The organism is Proteocatella sp. QWL-06 (genome assembly GCF_058684135.1).
This window is the reverse complement of sequence record NZ_CM178755.1, coordinates 1,956,893-1,981,415: the sequence shown is the minus strand read 5'-3', so window position 1 is coordinate 1,981,415 and position 24,523 is coordinate 1,956,893. Positions and strand designations below refer to the sequence as shown.

23 protein-coding genes, 4 tRNA genes and 3 riboswitches are annotated in these 24,523 nt (G+C 41.8%); of the genes, 23 read left to right on the top strand and 4 right to left on the bottom strand.

Going from position 1 to position 24,523, the window contains the following annotated elements; all coding sequences use genetic code 11:
- Nucleotide 1: 1 nt before the first annotated feature.
- The 9 genes from AC4PGZ_RS09495 (at nucleotide 2) to AC4PGZ_RS09455 (ending at nucleotide 5,846) form a co-directional block, all read left to right on the top strand.
- Nucleotides 2-78, top strand: a tRNA-Pro gene (locus AC4PGZ_RS09495).
- An 11-nt stretch (nucleotides 79-89) separates the two neighbouring features.
- Nucleotides 90-166, top strand: a tRNA-Ile gene (locus AC4PGZ_RS09490).
- Between the two features lie 24 nt (nucleotides 167-190).
- Nucleotides 191-267: transfer RNA gene (locus tag AC4PGZ_RS09485), tRNA-Ile, on the top strand.
- A 9-nt stretch (nucleotides 268-276) separates the two neighbouring features.
- Nucleotides 277-352: transfer RNA gene (locus tag AC4PGZ_RS09480), tRNA-Phe, on the top strand.
- Nucleotides 353-503: 151 nt separating this feature from the next.
- Nucleotides 504-1,430 carry a DUF2232 domain-containing protein gene (locus AC4PGZ_RS09475; RefSeq protein WP_492158394.1) on the top strand — a complete coding sequence of 309 codons (927 nt, stop codon included), beginning with the start codon at nucleotides 504-506 and terminating at the stop codon, nucleotides 1,428-1,430.
- A gap of 9 nt (nucleotides 1,431-1,439) precedes the next feature.
- Nucleotides 1,440-3,416: a DHH family phosphoesterase gene (locus AC4PGZ_RS09470; RefSeq protein WP_492158393.1), complete on the top strand. Its 1,977-nt coding sequence runs from the start codon at nucleotides 1,440-1,442 to the stop codon at nucleotides 3,414-3,416.
- Nucleotides 3,417-3,866 carry a 50S ribosomal protein L9 gene (gene rplI / locus AC4PGZ_RS09465; protein ID WP_492158392.1) on the top strand — a complete coding sequence of 150 codons (450 nt, stop codon included), beginning with the start codon at nucleotides 3,417-3,419 and terminating at the stop codon, nucleotides 3,864-3,866.
- A gap of 70 nt (nucleotides 3,867-3,936) precedes the next feature.
- Complete coding sequence (dnaB, locus tag AC4PGZ_RS09460; protein WP_492160266.1) at nucleotides 3,937-5,253, top strand: replicative DNA helicase; 1,317 nt, start codon at nucleotides 3,937-3,939, stop codon at nucleotides 5,251-5,253.
- On the top strand, nucleotides 5,250-5,846 hold the full coding sequence (locus tag AC4PGZ_RS09455; RefSeq protein WP_492158391.1) for a GNAT family N-acetyltransferase: 597 nt from the start codon (nucleotides 5,250-5,252) through the stop codon (nucleotides 5,844-5,846). Before dnaB ends, AC4PGZ_RS09455 begins: the two co-directional genes overlap by 4 nt.
- A gap of 84 nt (nucleotides 5,847-5,930) precedes the next feature.
- On the opposite strand, the gene dapB is transcribed toward AC4PGZ_RS09455, so the two are convergent.
- On the bottom strand, nucleotides 5,931-6,731 hold the full coding sequence (gene dapB, locus AC4PGZ_RS09450) for a 4-hydroxy-tetrahydrodipicolinate reductase (RefSeq protein ID WP_492158390.1): 801 nt from the start codon (nucleotides 6,729-6,731) through the stop codon (nucleotides 5,931-5,933).
- Nucleotides 6,732-7,030: 299 nt separating this feature from the next.
- Here dapB and AC4PGZ_RS09445 point away from each other — a divergent pair, with 299 nt between their 5' ends.
- Genes AC4PGZ_RS09445 through cbiB form a run of 5 tightly spaced genes read left to right on the top strand, consistent with a single transcriptional unit; the run spans nucleotide 7,031 to nucleotide 10,701 of the window.
- Complete coding sequence (locus AC4PGZ_RS09445) at nucleotides 7,031-7,231, top strand: 4Fe-4S dicluster domain-containing protein (protein WP_492158389.1); 201 nt, start codon at nucleotides 7,031-7,033, stop codon at nucleotides 7,229-7,231.
- Nucleotides 7,224-8,363 (top strand): 2-oxoacid:acceptor oxidoreductase subunit alpha, encoded by a 1,140-nt coding sequence (locus AC4PGZ_RS09440; RefSeq protein WP_492158388.1) that lies wholly within the window; start codon nucleotides 7,224-7,226, stop codon nucleotides 8,361-8,363. The genes AC4PGZ_RS09445 and AC4PGZ_RS09440 overlap by 8 nt, the downstream gene beginning before the upstream one ends.
- The gene (locus tag AC4PGZ_RS09435; RefSeq protein WP_492158387.1) at nucleotides 8,356-9,168 is read left to right on the top strand and encodes a 2-oxoacid:ferredoxin oxidoreductase subunit beta; all 813 of its coding nucleotides are present in this window, start codon (nucleotides 8,356-8,358) and stop codon (nucleotides 9,166-9,168) included. The genes AC4PGZ_RS09440 and AC4PGZ_RS09435 overlap by 8 nt, the downstream gene beginning before the upstream one ends.
- Before the next feature lie 13 nt (nucleotides 9,169-9,181).
- Entirely contained in the window at nucleotides 9,182-9,721 is a 540-nt protein-coding gene (locus AC4PGZ_RS09430; RefSeq protein WP_492158386.1) for a 2-oxoacid:acceptor oxidoreductase family protein, read from the top strand.
- Nucleotides 9,721-10,701: an adenosylcobinamide-phosphate synthase CbiB gene (gene cbiB, locus AC4PGZ_RS09425; protein ID WP_492158385.1), complete on the top strand. Its 981-nt coding sequence runs from the start codon at nucleotides 9,721-9,723 to the stop codon at nucleotides 10,699-10,701. Before AC4PGZ_RS09430 ends, cbiB begins: the two co-directional genes overlap by 1 nt.
- A gap of 7 nt (nucleotides 10,702-10,708) precedes the next feature.
- Here the strand turns inward: cbiB and AC4PGZ_RS09420 are convergent, their stop codons facing one another.
- On the bottom strand, nucleotides 10,709-10,942 hold the full coding sequence (locus tag AC4PGZ_RS09420; protein ID WP_492158384.1) for a cysteine-rich small domain-containing protein: 234 nt from the start codon (nucleotides 10,940-10,942) through the stop codon (nucleotides 10,709-10,711).
- Nucleotides 10,943-11,143: 201 nt separating this feature from the next.
- Here AC4PGZ_RS09420 and hpf point away from each other — a divergent pair, with 201 nt between their 5' ends.
- Nucleotides 11,144-11,686: a ribosome hibernation-promoting factor, HPF/YfiA family gene (gene hpf, locus AC4PGZ_RS09415; protein WP_492158383.1), complete on the top strand. Its 543-nt coding sequence runs from the start codon at nucleotides 11,144-11,146 to the stop codon at nucleotides 11,684-11,686.
- A gap of 236 nt (nucleotides 11,687-11,922) precedes the next feature.
- On the opposite strand, the gene nhaC is transcribed toward hpf, so the two are convergent.
- Both nhaC and AC4PGZ_RS09405 read right to left on the bottom strand, forming a co-directional pair.
- Nucleotides 11,923-13,380, bottom strand: coding sequence for a Na+/H+ antiporter NhaC (gene nhaC, locus AC4PGZ_RS09410; protein WP_492158382.1), 1,458 nt, complete (start codon nucleotides 13,378-13,380; stop codon nucleotides 11,923-11,925).
- A gap of 212 nt (nucleotides 13,381-13,592) precedes the next feature.
- Complete coding sequence (locus AC4PGZ_RS09405; protein WP_492158381.1) at nucleotides 13,593-15,026, bottom strand: aminotransferase class I/II-fold pyridoxal phosphate-dependent enzyme; 1,434 nt, start codon at nucleotides 15,024-15,026, stop codon at nucleotides 13,593-13,595.
- A 184-nt stretch (nucleotides 15,027-15,210) separates the two neighbouring features.
- On the opposite strand from AC4PGZ_RS09405, the gene scfA reads away from it, so the two are divergent.
- From scfA to AC4PGZ_RS09365, 8 genes are all read left to right on the top strand, one after another.
- Nucleotides 15,211-15,351, top strand: coding sequence for a six-cysteine ranthipeptide SCIFF (gene scfA, locus AC4PGZ_RS09400; protein WP_492158380.1), 141 nt, complete (start codon nucleotides 15,211-15,213; stop codon nucleotides 15,349-15,351).
- A gap of 166 nt (nucleotides 15,352-15,517) precedes the next feature.
- Nucleotides 15,518-16,045 (top strand): serine O-acetyltransferase EpsC, encoded by a 528-nt coding sequence (gene epsC / locus AC4PGZ_RS09395; RefSeq protein WP_492158379.1) that lies wholly within the window; start codon nucleotides 15,518-15,520, stop codon nucleotides 16,043-16,045.
- A gap of 111 nt (nucleotides 16,046-16,156) precedes the next feature.
- Nucleotides 16,157-16,281: riboswitch (cyclic di-GMP riboswitch) on the top strand.
- Between the two features lie 52 nt (nucleotides 16,282-16,333).
- Nucleotides 16,334-17,218, top strand: coding sequence for a hypothetical protein (locus tag AC4PGZ_RS09390; protein WP_492158378.1), 885 nt, complete (start codon nucleotides 16,334-16,336; stop codon nucleotides 17,216-17,218).
- Complete coding sequence (locus AC4PGZ_RS09385) at nucleotides 17,215-18,402, top strand: signal peptidase I (RefSeq protein WP_492158377.1); 1,188 nt, start codon at nucleotides 17,215-17,217, stop codon at nucleotides 18,400-18,402. The genes AC4PGZ_RS09390 and AC4PGZ_RS09385 overlap by 4 nt, the downstream gene beginning before the upstream one ends.
- A gap of 69 nt (nucleotides 18,403-18,471) precedes the next feature.
- Nucleotides 18,472-19,215 (top strand): SipW-dependent-type signal peptide-containing protein, encoded by a 744-nt coding sequence (locus AC4PGZ_RS09380; RefSeq protein ID WP_492158376.1) that lies wholly within the window; start codon nucleotides 18,472-18,474, stop codon nucleotides 19,213-19,215.
- 201 nt (nucleotides 19,216-19,416) lie between these two features.
- Nucleotides 19,417-20,508 carry a DUF5305 family protein gene (locus AC4PGZ_RS09375; protein ID WP_492158375.1) on the top strand — a complete coding sequence of 364 codons (1,092 nt, stop codon included), beginning with the start codon at nucleotides 19,417-19,419 and terminating at the stop codon, nucleotides 20,506-20,508.
- 31 nt (nucleotides 20,509-20,539) lie between these two features.
- Nucleotides 20,540-21,514, top strand: coding sequence for a hypothetical protein (locus AC4PGZ_RS09370; protein WP_492158374.1), 975 nt, complete (start codon nucleotides 20,540-20,542; stop codon nucleotides 21,512-21,514).
- Nucleotides 21,515-21,732: 218 nt separating this feature from the next.
- Nucleotides 21,733-21,819, top strand: a riboswitch (cyclic di-GMP riboswitch).
- A gap of 8 nt (nucleotides 21,820-21,827) precedes the next feature.
- A riboswitch (cyclic di-GMP riboswitch) is annotated at nucleotides 21,828-21,913 on the top strand.
- A 27-nt stretch (nucleotides 21,914-21,940) separates the two neighbouring features.
- Nucleotides 21,941-24,466: an SdrD B-like domain-containing protein gene (locus tag AC4PGZ_RS09365; protein ID WP_492158373.1), complete on the top strand. Its 2,526-nt coding sequence runs from the start codon at nucleotides 21,941-21,943 to the stop codon at nucleotides 24,464-24,466.
- The last annotated feature ends 57 nt before the right edge of the window (nucleotides 24,467-24,523 follow it).

Sequence of the window (24,523 nt, the reverse complement as noted above, 5' to 3'; positions counted from 1 at the left end):
TCGAGGTGTAGCGCAGTTTGGTAGCGCACGTGGTTTGGGACCATGGGGCCGGGAGTTCGAGTCTCTCCACCTCGACCATTAAACATATTGGGCCTATAGCTCAGGTGGTTAGAGCGCACGCCTGATAAGCGTGAGGTCGCTGGTTCGAGTCCAGCTAGGCCCACCATAAGCTTCAAATTTAAAAATAAATGGGCCTTTAGCTCAGTTGGTTAGAGCGCCCGGCTCATAACCGGTAGGTCCGGAGTTCGAGTCTCTGAAGGCCCACCATTTATTTTTGCCCAGATAGCTCAGTCGGTAGAGCAGAGGACTGAAAATCCTCGTGTCGCTGGTTCGATTCCGGCTCTGGGCACCAGTAACCCTTTAGGAATTCAATTCTTAGAGGGTTTTTTATTATGTAAACGTATGAAAAAACATGCAGATTGATGAAAAAAACTGTTAATTATGATATAATAGAATGTAAATCAAAATTTGAATGACAATATTTATTACAGAGGAGTGGTTGCTTGCAAAATATATTTTTCAGATACAACAGAGACAGAAAGGAAGCCTTTCTGGAGACAATCAAATATACGATACTGGTGGTTGCAATGCTCGTTCTAATAAGATCGGTGCCTGTGTTCAGCCTTTCGGCGCTGATACTTCCGAGTGTGCTTGCACTCATTACCTATAGAAATGGAATGGCCTTCGCATTTATCTCATCTCTGATTACTGCCATTGCCGCGTCTGTATTCATGGATCCCATAATAGTTATATACACGGTGTTTACTATTGGTGGAGTCGGTATGATTACTGGAGAGCTTTCTTACAGAAAGAGAAAGCCTGCGCTCGCGATTTTTGGGGGAGCCTTCATGGTTACGCTTAACATACTTCTGCTTATGTATGCTCAGGCCAGGATGATGAATGTTGACCTTGTTGATTATATAATAAGCATATACCGTGAGTCCTTTGAGGTTCAAAAAGAGATGATGGGGCTTGATATGGATGTCGAGACTTTTCTTCTTAATCTTAGAAGGACGTTTCCAGGCATGGTTGTCTGTATGGGATTCGCTGTCTCAGCAGTTAATTATTTCCTGAGCGGAATGATGCTTTCGAAAATAACGAAGAAAAGGGAGATTGCGACTCTTTCTGAATTCACGCTTCCTGGCAATGTTTTTGGCGGGATGCTGATAATATATCTGATGACGGCTCTGCTCAATTATACTGATTTCGTATATAAAGAGACCCTTATACTCAATCTTACTATAATATTTGGAATGCTGTTCTTCCTTCAGGGAATCGCGGCAATAAATAACTTTATGAGCAGAAGGCTCAGACCTGTTGCGAGAAACATCATAACGGTCATATTATGCACATTCATGCCATTTTATACATTCGTGGTGGCCATAGGTTTTGTCGATGCCGTCATGAACTTGCGCAGACTGAAGAAGTAAAGGTGGATTATGAAAGAGAACATGAAGTATATTCAGCTCAATAATGTTTTTCTTATAATTGCTTCGCTTATAGTGGGCTATTACAATATCTGGATTGGGCTGGTGATGGCGGTGATGTGCGTCATATCAGTAAGAAAGCAGATAATAGAAAAACAGAAGTATGATGAAAAAATGGATTCTTATGTTGAGACGTTCAACATGACCATGGATTACAAGACGAGGCAGTCAATAAGCAACCTCAACCTTCCTCTTTGCATGTGCAATACGGAGGGAATAATAATATGGTATAACAAGAGATTTTCTGAAATGATCGGGAAAAAGGGGCTTTTCGGAGACCGTGTAAACGATTATTTCTACGAGATAGATACAGATAAGATGCTGTCGAACTCAAATGGCTTCTTCGATCTTGACAAGAAGGATGAAAGATACTACAGAGCAGTATATACGATCAACAAGTCCAAGGAAGAGAAGGACAATACGATAATGATCTATTTCCAGGACATGACGGATCTTGAGAAGATGAAGCATCTGCATGAGCACAGCAAGCCGGTGGTAATAACCGCCAACGTAGACAGCTTTGATGAGGTATTTGACTCAACTGATGAAAAAAACAGGCCGCAGCTTGAGGCTGAGATCGAAAGGATAATGAAAAAGTGGGCTGACGAACATAAGCTTGCTATAAGAAAGATATCTAAAGACAAATATTTCATCGTTACTACTGAGGATGAACTCATAAAGATGGAAGAAGAACGCTTTTCCATACTGGACAATATCAGGAGCATAGATATAAAAAATCTTATTCCGATATCCATTTCGATGGGAGTCTCGCCTTTCGTGAACTCACTGAGAGAAACTCAGCTTATAAGCAATTCCGCACTTGATATTGCACTCGGAAGAGGTGGAGACCAGGTAGCCATAAAGCGAAATGACAAGTATATATTCTATGGTGGAAAATCAAAGGCTATTGAGAAGAAGACCAGGGTAAAGGCAAGGATAATCGGCTATGCTCTAAGGGATCTGCTCAATGAATCAAAAAATGTCCTTGTAATGGGACATCAGTTTCCGGACCTGGACTCGCTGGGCTCTTCGCTCGGAGTCGTAGCCATAGCTGAGATGCTTGGGAAAGAAGCCAGGATAGTAATAGAAGCTCCTAATTCCTCGATTGACGTTCTGTATGACAGGATAAAATCAAGCGATGAATACGGCGGTGTATTTATGAAGCCGGAAGAAGCCCTGAGATACATGACCAGCGACACGCTTCTGGTGGTAGTGGATACGCACAATCCGAAATTCACGGAGGCGCCAAAGCTTGTTGACAAATCAGAAAGAATAGTAGTGATAGACCATCACAGGAGAGGCCCTGAGTTCATTGAAAAAGCAGTACTTGTATATCATGAGACATATGCTTCGTCAACGAGTGAGATGGTAACGGAGCTTGTGCAGTATATAAAAGAAAGGCCAAGGCTCAATCCACAGGCTGCAGAGGCACTTCTTTCGGGAATCACGCTGGACACAAAGAACTTTACATTCAAGACCGGAGTGAGGACTTTCGAAGCCGCTGCGTTTCTGAGAAAGCACGGGGCAGATACCGTAGCCGTAAAGACCCTTTTCCAGGGAGATATGGAGAGCTTCGTCATAAAAGCCGAGGCACTCAACAAGGTAAGCATAGTGGCAGAAAAGATTGCCATAACCTACTGCCCGAAGACCATGGACAACCCACAGCTGATTGCATCCCAGATTGCAGACGAGCTGCTTAACCTTAAGGGGGTGCAGGCATCATTTGTTATCGCGAGCAGCAGATCTAAGGAAGTACAGATAAGCGCGAGGTCCCTCGGGGACATAAACGTGCAGGTCATAATGGAGAAGCTTGGCGGCGGCGGCCACATAGAGACTGCAGGGACTCAGATAAGGGATATAACGATAGAGGAAGCGCTTCAGAAGGTAGAAGAGCAGATCAGATTGTATTTAAAAGAGGAGGACAAATAAATGAAAGTAATATTTCTTAAGGATGTAAAAGGTACAGCCAAAAAAGGCGAGATAAAGGAAGTAAGCGATGGATATGCAAGAAATTTCCTTCTTGCGAAAGGCCTTGCGAAGGAAGCATCACAGACAAACCTGAATGACCACAGACAGCAGGAGAAAGCAAGAGAGATAAAGATTCAGAAGGAAGAGGAAGAAGCAGTAGAGCTTGGCAGCAAGCTTAAGGATGTAAAGGTGACCATATATGCGAAATCAGGAGAGGGCGGAAAGCTATTTGGCGCCATTACTTCAAAGGACATAGCAGACCAGATGAAGAAACAGCATAATGTGGAATTCGACAAGAGAAAGATTCTGCTCACAGAGCCTATAAAATCCCTTGGAACGATGAATGTCGAGATAAAGCTTCATCCAAAGGTATCGACATCAATAACAGTGGAAATAAAAGAAAAGAATTAAATCAGAAAAGCCATGGCAGCGCCGTGGCTCTTAAAATAAAGTAGAGGTGTTATATTTGGAAGGCAAAATCATGCCATATGCGATAGAGGCTGAACAGTCCGTACTGGGAAGCATCCTGCTGGATAAAGATCTGATCATAGTGGTGATAGACATAGTGAGCAAAGAGGATTTTTATTCAGACCAGAATGCTGAGATCTATGATTCCATGCTTACGCTGTTCAAGAACAGTGAGCCCATAGACCTCATAACAATTGTAAATGAGCTCAGAAAGCGAAGCCTGCTTGAAAAAGTCGGAGGTATACCATATATAACCTCACTGTCTTCTGCTCCTGACTTTACGTCTCATATAACAAAATATGCGGCAATAGTAAAAGAAAAATCCATACTCAGGAAGCTCATAAGGACATCCACGGATCTGATGCAGAAGAGCTACGAGCAGAGCATGCAGATTCAGGATATACTTGATTTTGCAGAAAAATCCATATTTGACATTGCCCAGGAAAAAGATCAGCGCGGCCTCGTAAAGATTGAAAACGTACTTGCCGACAGCTTTGAGATTCTTCAGGATCTCTACATGCGTAAAGACAAGATGACAGGGATAACCACAGGCTTCATAGACCTGGACAGGAAGATAAACGGACTCCAGAAGACAGACCTTATCCTTATCGCTGCAAGACCTGCCATGGGAAAGACTGCATTCAGCCTCAATATAGCACAGAATGCTGCTATGAAAGGGAATGCATCCGTAGCGATATTCAACCTGGAGATGAGCAAGGAGCAGCTGATACAGAGGATGATATCGTCAACGAGCCATGTAGAGCTCAACAAGCTCAAAAACGGGAACATAGAGGACGATGAGTGGCCAAAGATAACTACTGGAATGGGAATACTTCAGAACACAAAGATATATATAGATGATTCACCGGGAATAACCGCAGTGGAGCTCAGGTCCAAGTGCAGGAGGCTCAAGGTTGAAAAAGGCCTCGATCTCGTACTCATCGACTACCTTCAGCTTATGGAGGGAGACGGAAGGACAGAGAGCCGTCAGCAGGAGATTTCAAAGATATCGCGTTCTCTAAAGATTCTCGCAAAGGAGCTGGAGTGCCCTGTGATTGCGCTTTCACAGCTCTCGAGAGCTGTCGAGCAGAGATCCGATCACAGGCCAATGCTTTCAGACCTGAGAGAATCAGGGGCGATAGAGCAGGACGCCGACCTTGTAATGTTCCTGTACAGAGATGACTACTATAATCCTGATTCGGACCAGAAGAACATCACAGAGGTAATAATAGCAAAGCACAGACATGGAGAAATCGGAACGATACCTCTCACATGGTTTGGTCAGTATCAGCTTTTCAAGGATGCTTCAAACTATGGAGGTTTCAATTGATCTGGGGAGAGAGAATAAAGCTCAGAAGGCTTGAGCTGGGCGACATAGAAAAGATGGCGAACTGGAAGATGAACGAGGACCCTCTGTTCTCAGACTACAATTTTCCGTTATTCACGCCGGCCGAACAGAAGCAGTGGTTTGCAAGGAAGAATCAGCATGGAAAAAGGTGCTACTGCATACTGAACAGGGAGAATCGGATAATAGGTTATATAGCGCTCAGAAAGCTCAACTATCTTGACAAGTCGGGAGAAATCGGAATAGTGATGGATCCGGCATATCACAGCATGGGCTTTGGGACGGAGGCCATATCGGTATTCCTCAACTGGTATTTTACGGAGTTTCGGTTCAGCAGGCTCAATCTCATAGTTGCTTCGTACAACAAAAGAGCAATAAGATGCTACGAGAAAATAGGCTTCAGGTTAACTAAAACCTATTATGGAAAGTTCTACAATGACGATTTCGATCCCTTTGACGGAAAAAGCGAGGAGCTTGAAAAATACTTCATCAGCACACCCTATGGCACTCAGACCGAGTACATGAAAATGAGCATAAAAAAAGATGAGTTCATAAAGGACTCAAAAACAGATGGTTAGTGTTAAGTACACCTCGGATGTCAGACAAAAAAAGCTGATATCTGGAGGTGTACTTTTTTATTCACATAAATACAGAAGCTCTTTCTAAAGCTTTATCACATCACTGACACCGTAAAGCCCGGGTCCTCTGCCTTTAAGGAATTTGGCACAGTCGCAGGCTCCTCGTGCGAAGCAGGTCCAGTTATAGGCGTGATGCGTAATCTCAAGCCTTTCGCCCATCATGCCAAAAATTACAGTATGGCTGCTTGATATATCGCCTGACCTTATAGAGTGGTACCCTATTTCATTATCACTGCGCTTTCCTCTGCCGCTCCTTCCATATCTTGCGGCTTCATCAAGCTCAAGCCCGAGGCTCTCAGCTATGATATGGCCCATCTCCTTTGACGTTCCACTTGGTGCGTCAAGCTTGTTCCTGTCATGCATCTCTATGATCTCGATGTCGCTTTTCTCTCCGATCATGCGTGCAGCCATCTCCAGAAGGCGGTTCATGCAGTTAACGGCTGTAGAAGTATTTGCCGCATAAAGCACGGGGATTTTCTTAGAAGCGATCTCAAACGCCCTCATTTCATCTGGAGTAAATCCTGTAGTTCCGCACACGATCGACTTACCATGCTCAACAGCTTTTTCAAGCACAGCTGAGGACACCTCTGTCATAGAAAAATCAATGACAGTATCGCAGGAGCTGACTGCCTTATCGATATCATCATAAACTGGAGCTCCGGTAATTATTCCAAGCCCGGCCACCATGCCGCAGTCCATACCTGCATAATCTCTTCCCTTCGCTGCAAGTGCCCCTGAAAGAACCATATCTTCTCTTTCATGAACGGCCTGAACAATCAGCTTTCCCATTTTTCCTCTGGGGGCAACAACCAGAATTCTTTGCATAGCTATACCTCCTTAAATTTTATTCATGTCATTATTATATCAATTAGGATTCTATTTTCAAAGAGTATTTTCTGCAATACATTTTAAAGCTGAAAAATGAAATTGCATAAACAGAAACATTCATTTTTGAATGATATTCTGATATAAAATACCGTTTGCCTGTAAAAAATGAAAGTTCAGGCTCACATTCATGCAGCGTAAATATCATTTATGTGAAAAATGAAATTAATCTTGCATATTTCTGACAAAAATGATATAATTTAGTCATACTCAGATTGGAAATGGAGGAAAAAATCAAAGTGGGCAAAAAGGTTGTTGTAGATAAGAAATGGTGCAAAGGCTGCGGCATATGCGTGGCATTCTGTCCCAAAAAAGTTCTTGGACTGGTAGATGGAAAGATTTCAATAGAAAGACCTGAGGACTGCATAAGATGCGGTCAGTGTGAATTAAGATGTCCAGATTATGCAATATACTTAGAGGAAGGTACTGAAAATGAGTAAAAAAGTCGTATTAATGCAGGGAAATGAGGCATGCGTACATGGAGCGCTCTATGCCGGAATGGAGTTTTTCGCAGGATACCCTATAACTCCTTCAACTGAAATAGCAGAGGTTTCATCTGAGCTCCTTCCAAGGATAGGCGGAAGATTTATTCAGATGGAAGACGAGATTGCTGGAATAGCTGCGTGCATCGGTGGAGCCATTGCAGGAAAGAAATCCATGACGGCAACGAGCGGCCCGGGTTTTTCACTTAAACAGGAAAACATAGGATATGCATGCATAGCAGAAATACCATGCGTAATAGTAAACGTTCAGAGATCAGGGCCAAGCACAGGACTTCCTACTTCACCGGCGCAGGGAGACTATATGCAGGCAAGATGGGGGACTCATGGAGACCACCCGGTAATCGCACTTTCTCCTACTACGGTTAGAGAGACGTTTGAGCTTACAGTAAAGGCCTTCAATTTTGCTGAAAAATTCAGGACGCCTGTAATACTTCTTATGGATGAAGTAATAGGGCATCTCAGAGAGAATATGGAAGTCCCAGAACCAGGCGAGCTTGAGGTAATAGACAGAAAGAGACCGGACTGTCCTCCTGAAGAATACAGAGCCTATGCAATGACTGAGGATCTTGTTCCGCCAATGGCTGATTTTGGAACGGGATACAGATACAATATAACCGGACTTTTCCATGATGAGACAGGATTCCCTACAAACAACACCGAGGTAGCAGGAAAGCAGCTTGACCGCATAATGAAAAAGGTTGAGAACAACTTTGATGAAATTAACATATATGAAGAATACATGCTTGAGGATGCCCAGTACGCATTCATAACCTTTGGAGGCATGGCAAGATCTGTAAAGGAAGCCATAAGAACCCTTCGAAAAAAAGGAATACGCATAGGCGCATTCATTCCAAAGACGGTGTGGCCATTCCCTGAAAAGCAGGTAGAAAAGCTGGTTTCAGACATGGACGGCGTATTCGTGGCAGAGATGAACCTGGGACAGATGATACTTGAAGTTCAGCGCGCATCGAAGGAAAGAAGCAAGATACATGCGATAAACAAGGCAAACGGTGAAGTAATAACACCAGAAGAAATAATTAAGAGCTTTATGGAGGTACACAATGCCTAGTCAATTAGTAATGGACAATTTCAGAGTAAATAAATTACCACACATATGGTGCCCGGGATGCGGGCATGGAATACTTATGAGGGCAATAACCGTAGCTATTGATGAGCTCGGCCTTGACAAAGACAAGGTATGCATAGTATCGGGCATAGGCTGTTCCTCGAGAGCTGCAGGATACATGGATTTCTCGACGCTCCATACGACTCACGGAAGAGCAATCGCATTTGCGACAGGACTCAAGATGGCAAACCCGGAGCTCCATGTAATAGTAATAACAGGAGATGGAGACTGCTCGGCAATAGGCGGAAACCACCTTATCCATGCCAGCAGGAGAAACATAGACATAACTACAGTAGTATTTAACAACAGCATATACGGAATGACCGGAGGACAGTTCTCTCCTACTACTCCTCAGCTTGACAAAGGAACTACAGCCCCATATGGAAACATAGACAAGCCTTTTGATATATGCCAGCTTGCAAAGGGAGCAGGAGCTACTTATGTTGCCAGATCTACCGCTTATCATGCAAAGCAGATGATAAATTACGTAAAGAAGGGTATTCAGCACAAAGGCTTCGCACTTGTAGAAGGCATGAGCTCATGTCCTACCTACTACGGAAGAAAGAACAGAAAAGGCTCTGCAGTGGACATGATAATGAATCTCAAGGACACCTATGTTGACATAAAGGTCAAGGACAAGATGACCCCTGAGCAGCTTGAAGGAAAACTTTTCATGGGTGAATTCCACGAATCGGTTGAACCGGAATACACTCAGTTATATCAGGAAATCATTGATAGATTCAAATAAGGAAGGAACAGATATGAAAACTGAAATAAGATTAAGTGGTTCAGGTGGACAGGGAGTAATACTTGCTGGTATAATTATAGCTGAAGCGGCAATATCAATGGGACACAATGCAGTACAGAGCCAGTCATACGGACCAGAAGCAAGAGGCGGAGCGAGCAAGGCTGAAGTCATAATAAATGACGAGGACATTTTCTTCACGAAAGTTCTCAAGCCGGACATCATGCTTTCCATGACTCAAGATTCATATGAAAAATACAATCATGACATAAACCATGAAGGCATACTGATAATAGACGACAGCATAGCTCCAGCATGTATGGACTGCAAGATATATTCTCTTCCGATAATAAAGACGGCAAGAGAAGTCCTCAAAAAGCCTATGGTCGCAAATATAGTGGCACTTGGAGCAATTTCTGAACTTATAGATGGATTCGATGTGGAAGCGATAGAAAACGCCATCAAGGCGAGGATTCCGCAGGGAACAGAGGAAATAAACATGAGAGCCTTCAATGAAGGCAGAAAGATGATCCAGGAGAGCCAGAAGGAGAAATAATGACAGAACTGGAGACTCTAAGAGCGGTAAGCATACCAGTATCACTGGCAGCAGGATACATTTTAGACAGGATTTTTGGGGATCCGTATAATTTTCCTCATCCGGTAAGATATATCGGAAAACTGATAAACAAAATAGAAATACTTATAAGAAAAACCTGCCATTCTTCAGCAGCCCTGAAGCTTGGCGGGTTATTCCTGTTTTTGATAACAGTAGGGGCTGCGTGGGGAGTCACCTGGATGATCACAGAGCTTTCATTTGGGATAAACTTCTTTCTAGGCGCAGCAGTACAGACTGTATTCATGTACACCTGTATAGCATCAAGATGCCTGTATGATGAGGGCATAAAGGTATACGAAAGCGTCAGATCGGGCGATATCGAAAAAAGCAGGACTCAGATTTCATATCTTGTGGGAAGGGATACTTCACAGCTCTCTTTTGACGAGATAATAAGAGCTACTGTGGAGACTGTAGCTGAAAATACGGTGGATGGGGTAGTTGCACCGATGTTTTATGCAATCATCGGAGGAGCGCCGCTTATGATGGCATATAAGGCGGTAAATACGCTGGATTCAATGGTAGGGTATAAGAATGACAGATATCGCGACCTTGGGTTCTTTTCAGCAAAAATTGATGACATATTCAACTTCATACCGGCAAGGATATCGCTGGTGGGATTTGTATTTGCCTGTCTTGTAAAGGGACTCGATCACAGCAGCTGCGTGAAGATAGCAATAAGAGACAGAAAAAATCACAAGAGCCCCAACTGTGCATATCCGGAGGGCGCAACAGCAGGGGCTCTTGGAGTCCAGCTTGGTGGTACCAATGTTTATTTCGGAGAGACTGTGGTAAAACCGGTAATCGGAGATGCCCACAGACCTCTTGAAGCTGATGACATAGTTCAGTCATGCGAGCTCATGAAATGGTGCGGATTCTTCATGATGTTCATATTTATTCTGATATGGTACATTGCAATGTAAACATGAATTATTTTTTTGAATCAGCAGCTTTTCTGAATTTTGAGAGTATGTACTCGTAGTTGTCCTCGACATGAGGTATCTTGCAGCTGCTGCAGTCCTTTACCCCATTTTCAAGAATCCTGTAGTTTCCGCCGCAGTCAGTAAGGTAAAGTGGACAGAAGCAGAAAAGACAGTTCATATTCTCCATGTCATGGCATGGATAGTATTCGCATGATCGATTTTCAAAATATTTGTAGCTCATAACAATTCTCCTTTAAATCTTGACTTAAACTTTAGCTAACAACCTTATTATATTATATCAGTATAATGCAGTCAGGAACAGACATATTGAATAAATTGAATGATATTCGAATTTTATTTAAAGAAACTGTTTGACCTTCCTCAAAAAGAGGTATAATAGTATTACCAATGGTAGATGATACCAACGAAAGGGGAGTTTCATATGTTAGTGAACATTTTAGGAAGAAATCTTAGGATTACAGAGGCAATGGAAGCCAATTTTGAAGAGAAGTTATCAAGATTGGACAAGTATTTCAGCAAAGAACAGGAGGCTAAGGTAAAGGTAGCAACTTTCAAAAATGAGCAGAAGGTGGAAATAACGATTCCCTTTGAGACTGGACTTGTGAGAGCGGAGGCTACAGATCTTGATGTGTACAACGCACTTGATACAGCCGTTGAAAAATTGAAAAAACAGCTCACAAAGCACAAGGATAGACTGATGAAGAAGACTCACAATTCAATCAGGTTTGAAAATATCGAAGAATACAGCCCTGAAAAGGATGAGATGGTGATAGAAGAAGGAAAGGATCAGATAATCAAGAGAAAATCCTTTGAATACAGACCGATGTCTGAGGAAGATGCGATATTACAGCTTGAGATGCTTGGACATGAATTCTTCGCATTCCACAATCACGAGACAGACAAGATATCCGTAGTATACAAAAGAAAAGACGGCTATTACGGATTGATCGAACCTAAAGTATAAAATATTAACGAAAACATAAAACCGGCGAAAACGCCGGTTTTTTTATGCAATGACTGATGCCTCAGACATTATACAATGACGTCTGAGGCATCAGAAAAATAATAATTAAGAGGCTTTTTGTAAAATCCTTAAATAATAGAAATTACTGATATAATTATAACACATTATGCTGCTTTGTACAAATACAAAAGAGACAGTTCATGATGAACTGTCTCCTGAAATCATATGATTAATTTCTATACATGTATCTTTGATGCCTCATAGGCTGCTTTTTCTTCGTCAGTCATCTTAAGCTGGAACAGACCAAGGAATGCAAGCGTTATAGAAACCAGAGGGTTCACTATATTCAGTACGCAGTATGGAAGATACTCGACTGTAGGAACTCCAAGAGCTCCCGACATAAAGGCTCCACATGTATTCCAAGGGATAAGCGGTGAAGTTATAGTACCACCGTCCTCAAGCGTACGAGAAAGGTTACGAGGAGCAAGTCCTCTTTCTGCATAAGCGTCCTTGTACATACGTCCTGGAACAACTATTGAAAGATACTGGTCAGCTGCAATTATGTTTATGAATATTGAAGTGAATATTGTTATAGTAACAAGTGATCCAGTTCCTTTTGCAAATTTAAGAAGCGTTGCAGCAACTATTCCAAGCATTCCTGTAGATTCAAGTACTCCACCGAATGTAAGGGCACAGATTATAAGTGATACTGTCCACATCATAGACTGCATACCACCACGAGTAAGAAGTTCAGCTATCATTATCTCGGCAGCAGAAGCTCCGTCAGACATAACAAATTCATATCCGTTATTTGATGAGCTTAGAACATCACCAAAGCTTACGCCCTGGAACGCCATACCAAAGAATGCTCCAAGTATAACTCCTCCGATAAGTCCAGGTATAGCTGGAACCTTGAATACAACCATAAGTATAACGGCTACTGGAGGTATAAGCATAAGCATGCTTATGTTAAAGTTTGCCTGAAGTATAGCAAGAAGTTCGTTTATAGCTGCATAATCAAGTTCCTGTCCCGCATACTTAGCTCCCATGAAACCGAAAACTATAAGTGAAATTATGTATGATGGACCAGTAGTGTAAACCATGTGTTTAACGTGATCAAAAAGTGTAGCTCCGGCCATTGCAGGTGCAAGGTTTGTAGTATCAGAAAGAGGTGACATCTTATCTCCGAAGTATGCACCTGATATTATAGCTCCGGCAGCAACCGGCGCTGGTATACCTATACCCTGTCCTATACCGATAAGCGCTATACCAACAGTACTTGCAGTAGTCCATGAAGATCCTGTTGCAAGAGATACAACTGAACAGATAAGAACTGTAGCTATAAGGAATATACTTGGTGAAAGGATCTGAAGTCCATAGTAGATCATCGCAGGAACAACTCCACCCTGAATCCATGTTCCAACAAGCATACCTACTATCATAAGTATTATGATTGCCTGCATTCCCATGTTGATAGTCTTAAGGATTCCATCTTCAATCTCACTCCATGTGTATCCAAGCTGGAATATCGCAACGAAAACAGCTACGGCTGAAGCCATTACAAGTGGAATGTGAGCATCAGCTCCAAAGATTACAAGACCAATGTAAAGAAAAATGATAAGTGCTAGTATAGGCAGAAATGCTTCCCAGAGTTTGGCTTCTCTTTTTTGCCTGACTTTTGGTTCTTTTGACATATAAACCTCCTCAAAATATGAAATTATAATAAAAATTTAGAGCCTGATATACAGGCAGTAACCGAAACAGAATTATCAAAAAATTAAAACCAGAGCGAATCTGTTAAGGTTAACGTGAACAAGTGAATTTAAAAGATGCCTGTAAATTCATAAATTGATTATAACAGCTATCAAATAAAATTTCAAGGATAAAAACAAACTATGAAAACGTTTTAAACAATGATGTAGCATTTGATTTCTGAATATTCATGATACTTGAGCGCTTTCACCATATCTTTGTTAATTTTTTCATACTTCATCAAAAGCGGTATTCCGGGGGGATAGGGGATTATTTCCTCAGCAGAGATGTCATCATCGAGATTTGAAATATTTTTAGTAATTATTAATAAGTCACCATCGGTTTTATTATTACTTAAAATAATGTTTTTCAGGCTCTCTGTTTCAGGATAGAGAGATATGAAATCTGCTTCAAAAGCATAGTCAAACAGGTGATTGTTATTTTTTAGAGAATCTTCAACAGCTTCTGCCAGAGCTAATATGTCGGATTTCGTATGAGTCAGTCCTGCCATGAAAAGAATGTTGAATCCTGCAGCCATCTCGCACTGGATATGATAATTCTTCCTTAGTATTGCAGAGAGTACCTCTCCTTTTATCGGGGTTTTCAAGGCAATCTTGCAGAAATCCTGAGGCATGCCCGCAGCATAGTCAGAATATACCCTGACATAAGGATTTTCAGAGAGAGCCTGTTTTGACTCTTCAATCCATGATTTCAGATCAGAAAGCCTTTCAGGTCCGTATCTGGTCATTATGGAGACGGCAGCTTCGCAGGATGCCATGAATAAATAGGAAGGACTCGATGTCTGATAGAAATTGATGTTTTTTCTGAGTCTCTCCATTCTGGAGTCTGGAAAATTATGGCCAAGATGAAGCATGCTTACCTGAGTAAGCGCCGGAAGCGTTTTGTGAGCGCTCTGCACTGAGATGGCAGCTCCCTGTGAGACCGCACTTTCAGGAAGATCACTGCTGAATTCAAAATGAGCGCCGTGAGCCTCGTCTACTATAAGGTAGATATTTTTAGATTCAAGATAGCCGGATATGCCTTTGAGAGGAAAGCTCCTGCCAAAATAGTTCGGACAGGTAAGTATTACCGCCGATATGTCATCTATTCCCCGTTTTTTGAGATCTTCTATCATATTAAACAGTTTTTTAGAATCTATATGAGAGTCATTATGAAAGACTGGATCTAGTTCAGGATATATATAATGGACATTAACATTCATTCTGCTCAGAATGCTGTGGACGCTTTTATGGCAGTTTCTGGCGACAATGACGTGGGAGTCCTGGTCGACAAGGGTGTCTATGGCGATATGGAGTCCGCTTGTACTCCCGTTTACGAGCACGAATGACTGCTTCGAGCCATAAGCCCTGCTTATCTGACTCAGCGAATCAAGTATGATGCCCTGTGGATCATTAAGATTGTCGGTGCCGTCCACTTCGGTCACGTCGAATTCATACATATTCTCTGCAAGATATTCCAGCTCAGGGAAACTCGCTCTTCCATAATGACCCGGCATATGGAATCTCAGGACTCTCTCATCCCTGTAATCGGACAGTCCTTTGAGTATAGGCAGATCGATAAGATTCATAAAATTCTCCTTCTATTTGTTTTCATGATTTGAAATCAACGCTAAATGTAATTGCAGCTTTCTTATGTACATATTATATCATCTGTCGCGCCGACATATGCAATTATTAGCAAATATAAAACTTGAAATTTGTGCCGTAAAGAAGTATAATTAGAAAAGTAATCTTATATTGGAGGTAAATAAAATGAAAAAGCACATCAGAACACTAACAACAAACAACCTTAAAAAGGATGCTGAGAAAAAAGGATGCGGCGAGTGCCAGACTTCATGTCAGTCAGCATGCAAGACTTCTTGTACAGTTGCAAATCAGGAATGTGAAAGATAATTTAATATTATTATTTATACAACTGAAAATTTGTCTGTAGGACTTAATTGAATGTTGGTGAAAACCAACATTTTTTTTACAGTTAATTCATAGCAAAATGCTATGGATTAAAATGAAATTTAGTTTTATCATATAAATACTGTTTATTATCTGGAGGTGTCAATATATGAAAACAAACGGAGGAAGCCTGGGAGAACTCCTGAAGGTATATCTTGATCAGGATCCTGCTGCAACATCAAGGCTCAGCGTACTTATAAATTATCCGGGAGTGCATGCTATCATAGTGCACAGGCTTGCACATGCTCTTTACCAGAGAAGGCTCAATTTTCTTGCAAGGTTCATATCTCAGGTAGCAAGATTTTTTACCGGAATCGAGATTCATCCTGGAGCAATAATTGGAAAAAATCTTTTCATCGACCATGGAATGGGAGTAGTCATAGGAGAGACCGCCGAAATCGGAGACAACTGCATCATATATCACCAGGTTACGCTTGGGGGTACAGGCAAGGATAAGGGCAAACGTCATCCTACGCTCGGGGATAATGTATTGATATCCACAGGAGCCAAGGTGCTCGGTCCGATATATATAGGGAGCAACAGCAAGATTGGAGCAAATGCCGTAGTTCTTGAAGACATTCCAGAAAATTCTACAGCCGTAGGAATACCGGCAAAAGTAGTTAAAACCAAGGTTTAACAAATTAAGCCTTGAAAACTGAATATTCTGACTATAAAAACAATTGTTTGAGACAAATAATGTTGGTTATATAAGACTTAACATCAAATTGAAATGATTTTGAAGCTGTTATGAATATAAGGGCAAACTCCGTGAAAACGGGGCGTCGCAAAGCTAGGAATCTAAGTCAGGTACATATATCAACAAAAGTTTAATCATTCTATATTTATATCTGATATGATAGTTCGGCTGCAACTTATTTACTGGTTGCAGCCTTTTTATTTTCGTGATTTTTAAGGGGTGTGTCATATGAAAAATCCAAAAGCAGGAAGGACAGCCTGGAAACTTGGAGCTTTACTTGTCACGAGCAGCCTCTGCATATCTACTCTCGGCATAAGTTATTCATATTTCGGGGAAAGCCTTGAGAGCAAAGCGGTGCTTACGGTAGCTGAGATGGATGTCGTCAGTGATGAGTCCGGAAAGATCGAGTATGACTACGATCAGAAGGTACTCAAAGTGACATTCTATCTGAAAAATACAGGAGATTTGCCGGTAAAGCTCAGTATAAAGGATGCAAAAGCGTTATATAACAGTTTTTCTGATTCTTCGCAGCAGCGAATTTTTATGGAATATGATGATGAAATATTTGAAGACATTATACTTGAACCGGATGAAATGGAACAGGAGTTCACTATGGAATTCAAGAACGTCCACGTAGAAGCAGAGGAATATGGATATTTTGAAACAGAGATAGAGCTGGAATATGCATATTCTGAAACCGAGTCATGGAAAGACTCTATAGAAATAGAGGCAGTAGATGAGAACAGGCAGCTTCAGGCCGAAAGATATCTCGCATACCTTACAGCTCTTGAAGCACAGGCAGCAGCACAGCCAATTCCGGAAGTACCATCGCAGCCGATTCCGGAAGTACCATCTGAGCCGGTTCCAGAAGAACCCGCACAGCCACTTCCTGAAGAGCCGGCGCAGCCAGTTCCTGATATTCCTGCACCAGTCGAGCCGGAAGTACCAGAGCCAGAGGCACCTGCGCCTGAAGCAGTGACAGAGCCGGCAGAAGCACCAAAAGTAGAAGAATCGCCAGCGGAAGCGGCACCAGCAGAAGCTGCACCAGCAGAAAATGGCGATACGCCGGATTCAGCACCTGAAGAGGCTGCACCTGAGGGGATGACTTCATGATGAAGATATCCAACAGGATAAGAGCATCAGCGGCAGTACTGGTCATTATGAGCACAATGATATATGCAGCTGAAAACACTGTAATAAATGACAATTTCAGTGCAAACATGCTAACTGTTCCGCTATGGATCATGACAGCGATAATTGCTACAAGGAGCCTTCCTCAGGGAAGAAACCATGGAAAGCTTCAGCACCGCAGAAAGATCTATATATGGGCAATGAACATGGCGACGGCCTATGTGATTATAAACATCATAGCAGGATACCTGCTTGGGTTTGGGAAATCACCATACCAGTTCACGCTCAGGGGGATACTTCTCAATCTCTTCGTATTCTCTGCCGTAGTTGGGAGAGAATTCGTCAGAGACTATATCCTGAGATCCTTTACAGAGCATACGAAGCTGACAGCCGCAGCAGTTATATTGTTCATGACGCTGATTTCAGTATCACTCTTTTCGTGGACAGAGATAAAGGATTTCAAGACGGGAGTGATCTTCATTTCCGAGGTTCTGCTTCCACAGCTCGGAGAGAACATACTTGCGACAACCCTTGTATATTTTGGGGGCCCCTGGGCTTCCATCATATATATATCGCTTACGAGGGGGATTACCTACCTTGTACCGATACTTCCGGATCTCAACTGGCTTGCCAAGGCCAGCATAGGATTTGGGATACCAGTAGTGTTCACAGTTTTTTTCAACAATCAGTATCTCAGGCTTACAAAAGTAATCAAGCAGTGTAAGGACAATGATGAAAATGTTATGCTCTGGGTGCTGGCGATGGCTATATCAGTTGCGTTCATATGGTTTGTAGCAGGTGTTTTTCCAGTGTATCCATCAGCTGTTGCTACCGGAAGCATGATTCCGGTTATACAGCCCGGGGATGTGGTAATACTGAGAAAGATATCGGATATGGACCAGGCGGAGCAGCTTAGTGTTGGAGATGTCATACAGTTCAAGCGGTCTGACATACTCATCACACACAGGATAACGGCCATTGATAAGTCTGATGAGGAGGCGATGCAGATAACCACTAAAGGAGATAACAACTCGGGCACAGATTCAGTGCCTGTGGGGGTAGAAGATCTGAGAGGCAAGCTTGTAAGGGTGATCCCAAAAATTGGGTGGCCGACTCTTCTTCTCAAGAGTGGAAATCAGATTCTGGACACCGAGGTTGAATTTTAGACTCTTTACCCCAATGAAATGATCAGATGTATTTAAATGTGATTGTAAAATATTTGGGAGGAAAATACGATGAGAAAGATGAAGAGCATATTAGGTATACTTATTCTATCAATCGGTATACTAGGAACAGGATACGCATACTGGTGCGATACCCTAAAAGTTGAAGCGACTGTTAAGACTGGATCATTTGACGTGGACTTTGGCCATGTTGGAGTAATGGATTACTGTACTGAAGCAAAAGCATCTGGACCATATGGCGACAGAGTTTCTATAAACACTGGCGAGCTTGTACCAGGTAGCTGGGCATGGTTCAACATTCCATTTATAAACAGAGGATCTAACCGTGCATATCTGGAGGATGTTACAGTAGACATGTCAAGATGTGCTAATGACTGCGCAAGAGAAGTGGATTACTGGGTAGGAATGAATGGTCACTGGTATCTATGGAAGGTAGATTCAGTATATCAAATTGATGATGTAATCGAAAGATTGTTTGACCATGCTTATCCAAGAGGATTAAAAGAGTATCATATGATGTCAGTTCAGCTTATGCCATTCATGAAAAATCTTAATGAATGCCAGGGCGGAATGGATAAAGAATGTAATTACGACCTTATCTTCAAATGGAAACAGGGAGATTGTAATGAAGGATGCCCAAGAACAATGATGAGAACTGCTGAAGAATTTGTAATAGTAGGACAAGCTGAATTTACAGCTGATATGGCTGGAATGGGTGAACTACCAGTTTCTGAAGTAATAGGCGAAGACACAGTTGTAGATATCGGGGAAGATGTTGTTGATGAAGAGGCATAGTATTCGATTTGAACAGTAAGCAGATTGTATTAAAGAAGCTTTAAGTAATTAGATCAGTACAACCCACATTTGCATTTACTATATAGATGGGCCTGCAAAGTGCAGGGCACCGCAAATAGATTTATTTTCGGAATCTCCGATTATAAATCTATTTGTACATAAAATGGCAATGCCTTTGATGGGAATCTGGGGAGGATTCAGATGAAAACTCATAATAAATCAGGGATAAGGCGGGCTGTACTTGTCATTGCCGGAGTAGTGGCAGCCTCTGCGGGCATCTTCCTGGCAGTCTCAGAGCTAAGAAATTCTGAAAAGATAAGCAGCGAGATACCGGTAGCAGACTACAGATCTGAGATAAATATAAGCTATAATGTCATACCAAAGTCAAATATGCTTTACAGCGAGGAATCGCTTGAAGAGGGACTCACATATATAACTGAATTTGTAAATGCAGTGGATTCTAATTTTGAATACTGGGTTTCTGGAGACTCTACTATGAGCGTAAGCGGATATTATACGGTGAACGTTATATTTGCAGGCTATGTAGAGTCTGACGGAAATGGAGCGAATGTATGGAGTAAGAAGAAGGAGATAGTACCCAAAACTGAATTTAAACTTAATACAGAGGGAGATGTGCTCAACCAGAGAGTCAGGATGAACATAAATGATTACAACAGCTTTGCAAGGACAGTAATTGAGGCCAGCAATATTAAGGTTCCGGTAAATGCTACCGTGACTATGTCAGGAGAAGCTGTGATCAAGAATTCAAAGGGAGAGACCAGAGAGCCTATTGCAGCTTCCCTTGTTATTCCACTGGACAAATCATATTTCAATATAGAGAAAAAGGGAGCAGAAGCCAGGGAAGGCAGCATATTTATAACCGAAGAGGTGGATGCGCCTCTGAATATGATTAAAACAGCAATTTCAGCAGTACTGATACTTGCAGGAATAATGATTACAGCCTGGGCGATTATGTCAAAGCCGCCATGTGCTGAGGAAATGAAATGCAGGGATGTCAAAAAGATGCTTTCCAGCTATGGAAGCAGAGCCGCGGGTGTGAGCAGGATATCGATCGAAAAGATGGACAGCATATATGACATCAAGGAGATGGAGGACATAGTGAAGGTCGCAGATGAGCTTGGAAAGCCTATACTTTATGAATACAGGGAGGACGTTAAGGAAATAGAATACTTCTGCGTGATAGACGGAAGCACCATGTACAGATATAACATAGATTTGAGAGAAAGTGATAGTAAAAATGCAAATGTGAGGTATGCAAGAGTAGAGATATGAAAAATGAAAACCTTTAGAAAGGAGGTTGTTCATGAAAAAATTCAAGGGGATTTTTGGAATACTGGTCATGATCACAGGAATCCTCGGTACGGGATACGCTTATTGGATGGACAGTCTTCAGGTATATGCAACAGTATCCACAGGAACATTTGATGTGCAGTACTGCGAAGAACACACAGAAGGGGACACGGATGGAGTTTCAGTCCTTGAAGTAGATATAGATGAAGGCATTGCTGACATAAGGATAGACAAGATAGCTCCCGGATGCGAGCTGAGCGCAACGCTTTGCTTTAAAAACGAAGGCAGTGTAAATGCGATCCTTAATCAGATAAGAATAGATAGCCTCGAGTATGATGATGAATGTGACGTCGTTGAGTACAGAGCCGAAATAGGAGAAAATATTATAAGTGGCAACAATCTTGCGCTTTTTGAGGAAGAAGCAGAGAAGCTCTTGGACATGCTGAAACTGAGTACAGGTGAATGCAAGAGCATAATAATAACTGCGTTCATACCATATGATGAAGAGCAGTATCAGAAGGGTCAGGACAAGAGCTGCAAATTTGAGATAATATTTGACTGGAGGCAGGATATTTCTGTTAACGGAAGCTCATCAGGAACTACAGTGACAGAGCCTCAGGTAACAAATCCTCCAGTGGCAGAACCACCTGCAACAAATCCACCTGCAACTGAGACAGCGGTAGTTAAGCCTTCTGAGCCAGGGCTTCCTCAGATAGATGCACCGGCAGTCGTAGAGCCTGAAATCGTGAAACCGGTAAAAGATAAGGACAGGGTTAATGGAACAGATGGAGAAAAATTCAGCAAGGCAGTATTTTCAGGAGGAGGGGCTTCTTCTGGCGGAGGAGGCGCAGCCATAGTGAATTCACAGTACAGATTCGAGTTTAAGGATCTTAAGCATCTTCTGACATATCTGAAGAAACATTTTGGGATAGAGTATGCAGCGCAGATTGCAGCAAGAAATGAAAGATACAGCAGGTATATCAGCTGAAAAAGGAATACAGGGATTTCATTCAATGTGAAGTCCCTTTTTTTACGCCCCCATCTATGTCTAAAATCTTACTTTAATGCCACAATGCTAATAGCTTTATATCACATGGCAGAGGGTATATTAATGTAAACAGAAAATATTACTGAGAGGAGGATGAGGCTTATAGTATTAGATTGAGGCATTTATAAAAACCTTTGTCTAAGCTTATTGTTAACTAAGTTTAGAAAGGAAGCTGAGAAGCGTATCCGTATAATCTGGGCACTTAAGGATATGTGGAGCCAGTAGTGCAACCGACCTTTCTCTATACTCTATCGTTTTGAGAGGAAGCTGTGAAGTGCATTTTGAATCTGGGCACCTTGGAAATGCACGGAGCTAGTGGTGCAACCGACCTTTTTAAATCAATAGTTTAAAAAGGGGATAATGAAGATGAGAGAAACTAAGAGAAGGAAAAGACTGTTATCGCTATTTACGACGGTAATTCTTATCACCTCAAGTGCGTGGACATCATTCGCGTATGCAGAAGGTGAAGATACTATCCAGGACGTTCAGAACGAGATCGTTCAGGAACTTTCTTCTGAGCCCCAGTTAATCCCGGTTGAAGAAACTGAGGAAATCATTCCGCAGGAAGATGTTGAGCAGGATGTGGGCGAAGAACAGATAGTGGAAGAAGAACAAGTAGTTGAAGAAGAACAATTAGTTGAAGAAGAACAATTAGTTGAAGAAGAACAAGTAGTTGAAGAAGAAGCTGTAACCGAACAGGCCCCAGCAATGGCAGCTATGATGGTTTCTAAGCCACCGGCACCTAAAAAAGAAAAAGAAATTACGGTTGAAAAGATTTGGAAAGACCAGGACGGAAAGATTGTAAAAAATTATTATATGTATGAGAATTTCCCAGATGGTGTAAAAGACCTTCCTCAGGTAACCGTAGGCATATTTGACGGTAAAACCAGAGTTGGAACCATAACCTTAAAAAAGGCAAATCAATGGAAATATACATTCAAGAAACTGGATGGATCAAAGAATTACACGCTTAAAGAAGATCCAATCAAAGACCTTCCTGCTGGGTATATTCTTGACTCTGAGAATTCACGCGAATTCACAGGCGGATGTGACAATGACATGCCACAAAAATCCGGATATAAACCTGGCGATATCGTGAAATGCAGCTATGAATTAATAAACAAGCTTGTTCCAGTAAGGGATATCGAAGTAACGAAGGTATGGAAGGATGAGCATGGTCAGATAATAACTGATACAGACGAACTTCCAGAAGTAAGCGTAAAAATCGATTTTACTGACGAAACAGTAGAAGACATTACTCTTAAGCTCAATGAGGATAATGACTGGACAGACAAAGCCAACAATATTTTAGAATCACTTAAGTACGAGATCAAAGAAGAAGCTGTTACAGGTCTTCCTGAAGGATTTGAGATCAAGAATATAGACATCCATCCTGAAATGGAAAAAACACGTTGCATAGAAAAGGATATCAAGTGCATGTGGACGGTTACAAACACAATTGGAGAAGAAGATGAATTTGAAGGCAGAATAAGAGGTTTCAAATTCAACGACCTTGATAAGGATGGATTACGTGATGAAAACGAACCTGGACTAGAAGGCGTAACAATCTATCTTTATAACGTAAATCCTTCAGAAGAAGAGGTTCAGCCAGCAGCAACTGCAGTTACAGATGAAAACGGAGCATTCTCATTCGCAGTAGCAGCAGCAGGAACCTATTATATGAAGGAAAAACTCCCAGAAGGATGGGTTCAGTCAGCTCCTGCAAACAACCTTTTCATGGTAACTCTTACAGAAGAAGATTATCTGTATCCAGAGGATTTTGAAGGCGCAACAGCATATCTATTTGGTAACTATAAGCCTGATATTGAAGGCAGAATCAGAGGCTTCAAATTTAATGACCTTGACATGGATGGATTCCGTGATGAAAACGAACCTGGACTCGAAGGCGTAACAATTTATCTTTATAACGTTAACCCATCAGAAGAAGCAGTTCAGCCAGCAGCAACTACAGTTACAGATGAAAACGGAGAGTTCTCATTCATGGTAGAAACAGAAGGAACCTATTATATGAAGGAAAAACTTCCTGAGGGATGGGTTCAGTCATTACCACTTACTAATCTCGTATCTATAGCTCTTACTGAAGAAGATTATATGTATCCAGAGGATTTTGAAGGCGCATCATTATATCTATTTGGTAACTATCAGCCTGATATAGCTGCTGCAACAATTGAAGGATACAAATTCAATGACTCTGACAGAGATGGCGTATGGGATGAAGTTGAATCAGGTCTTCAGGGATGGACAATAACATTATGGAAATACCTTGGTGACATGGATGAAAGCGGAACTCTCACAGTAGCAGACGTTCAGAACATGAAAACAGAAGTTACTGACGCAAATGGATACTACAAATTCACAGAGCTTGAGGACGAAGCAACTTATTATATTTCTGAAAACATTGGATCAATGCCTTACTGGTATCAGACATATCCAGTAACAGGACCAGAGCTTTCAGGAACAGGAAGAATGCATGTTATAGTTGAAGTTGGAGACGGTGACGTATTCAAAGACGTAAACTTTGGTAACTACTACTTCAGACCTGACGATGGCGGCGGCGATGATGATGACGATGACGGTGATGACGGTGGAACAACAGGCGGCGGAGGCGGCGGTGGAACTACTGTAAGGATAACTCCTGGTGGAGGAACTGAAGAGCCTATAGTAATCGAAGCATTTGGCCCTGAAGAAGAAGTAATAGTAAGTCTACCAGTATTCTCTGCAGAAGAACCTGAAGAAGTTGTTTTAGCACAGACAGTAATGTCAGCTGATCCAGACGAAAATCCACAGACATCAGATGCAGGAATAGCAATGCAGATGCAGATGCTTGGACTTTCATTGGCAGCAATGTATGTATTAAAAAGAAAAATTTAATGATGATTATGATTGGAAAATTATTTAAATGGATAATTCTATAACTGAAAAATATCA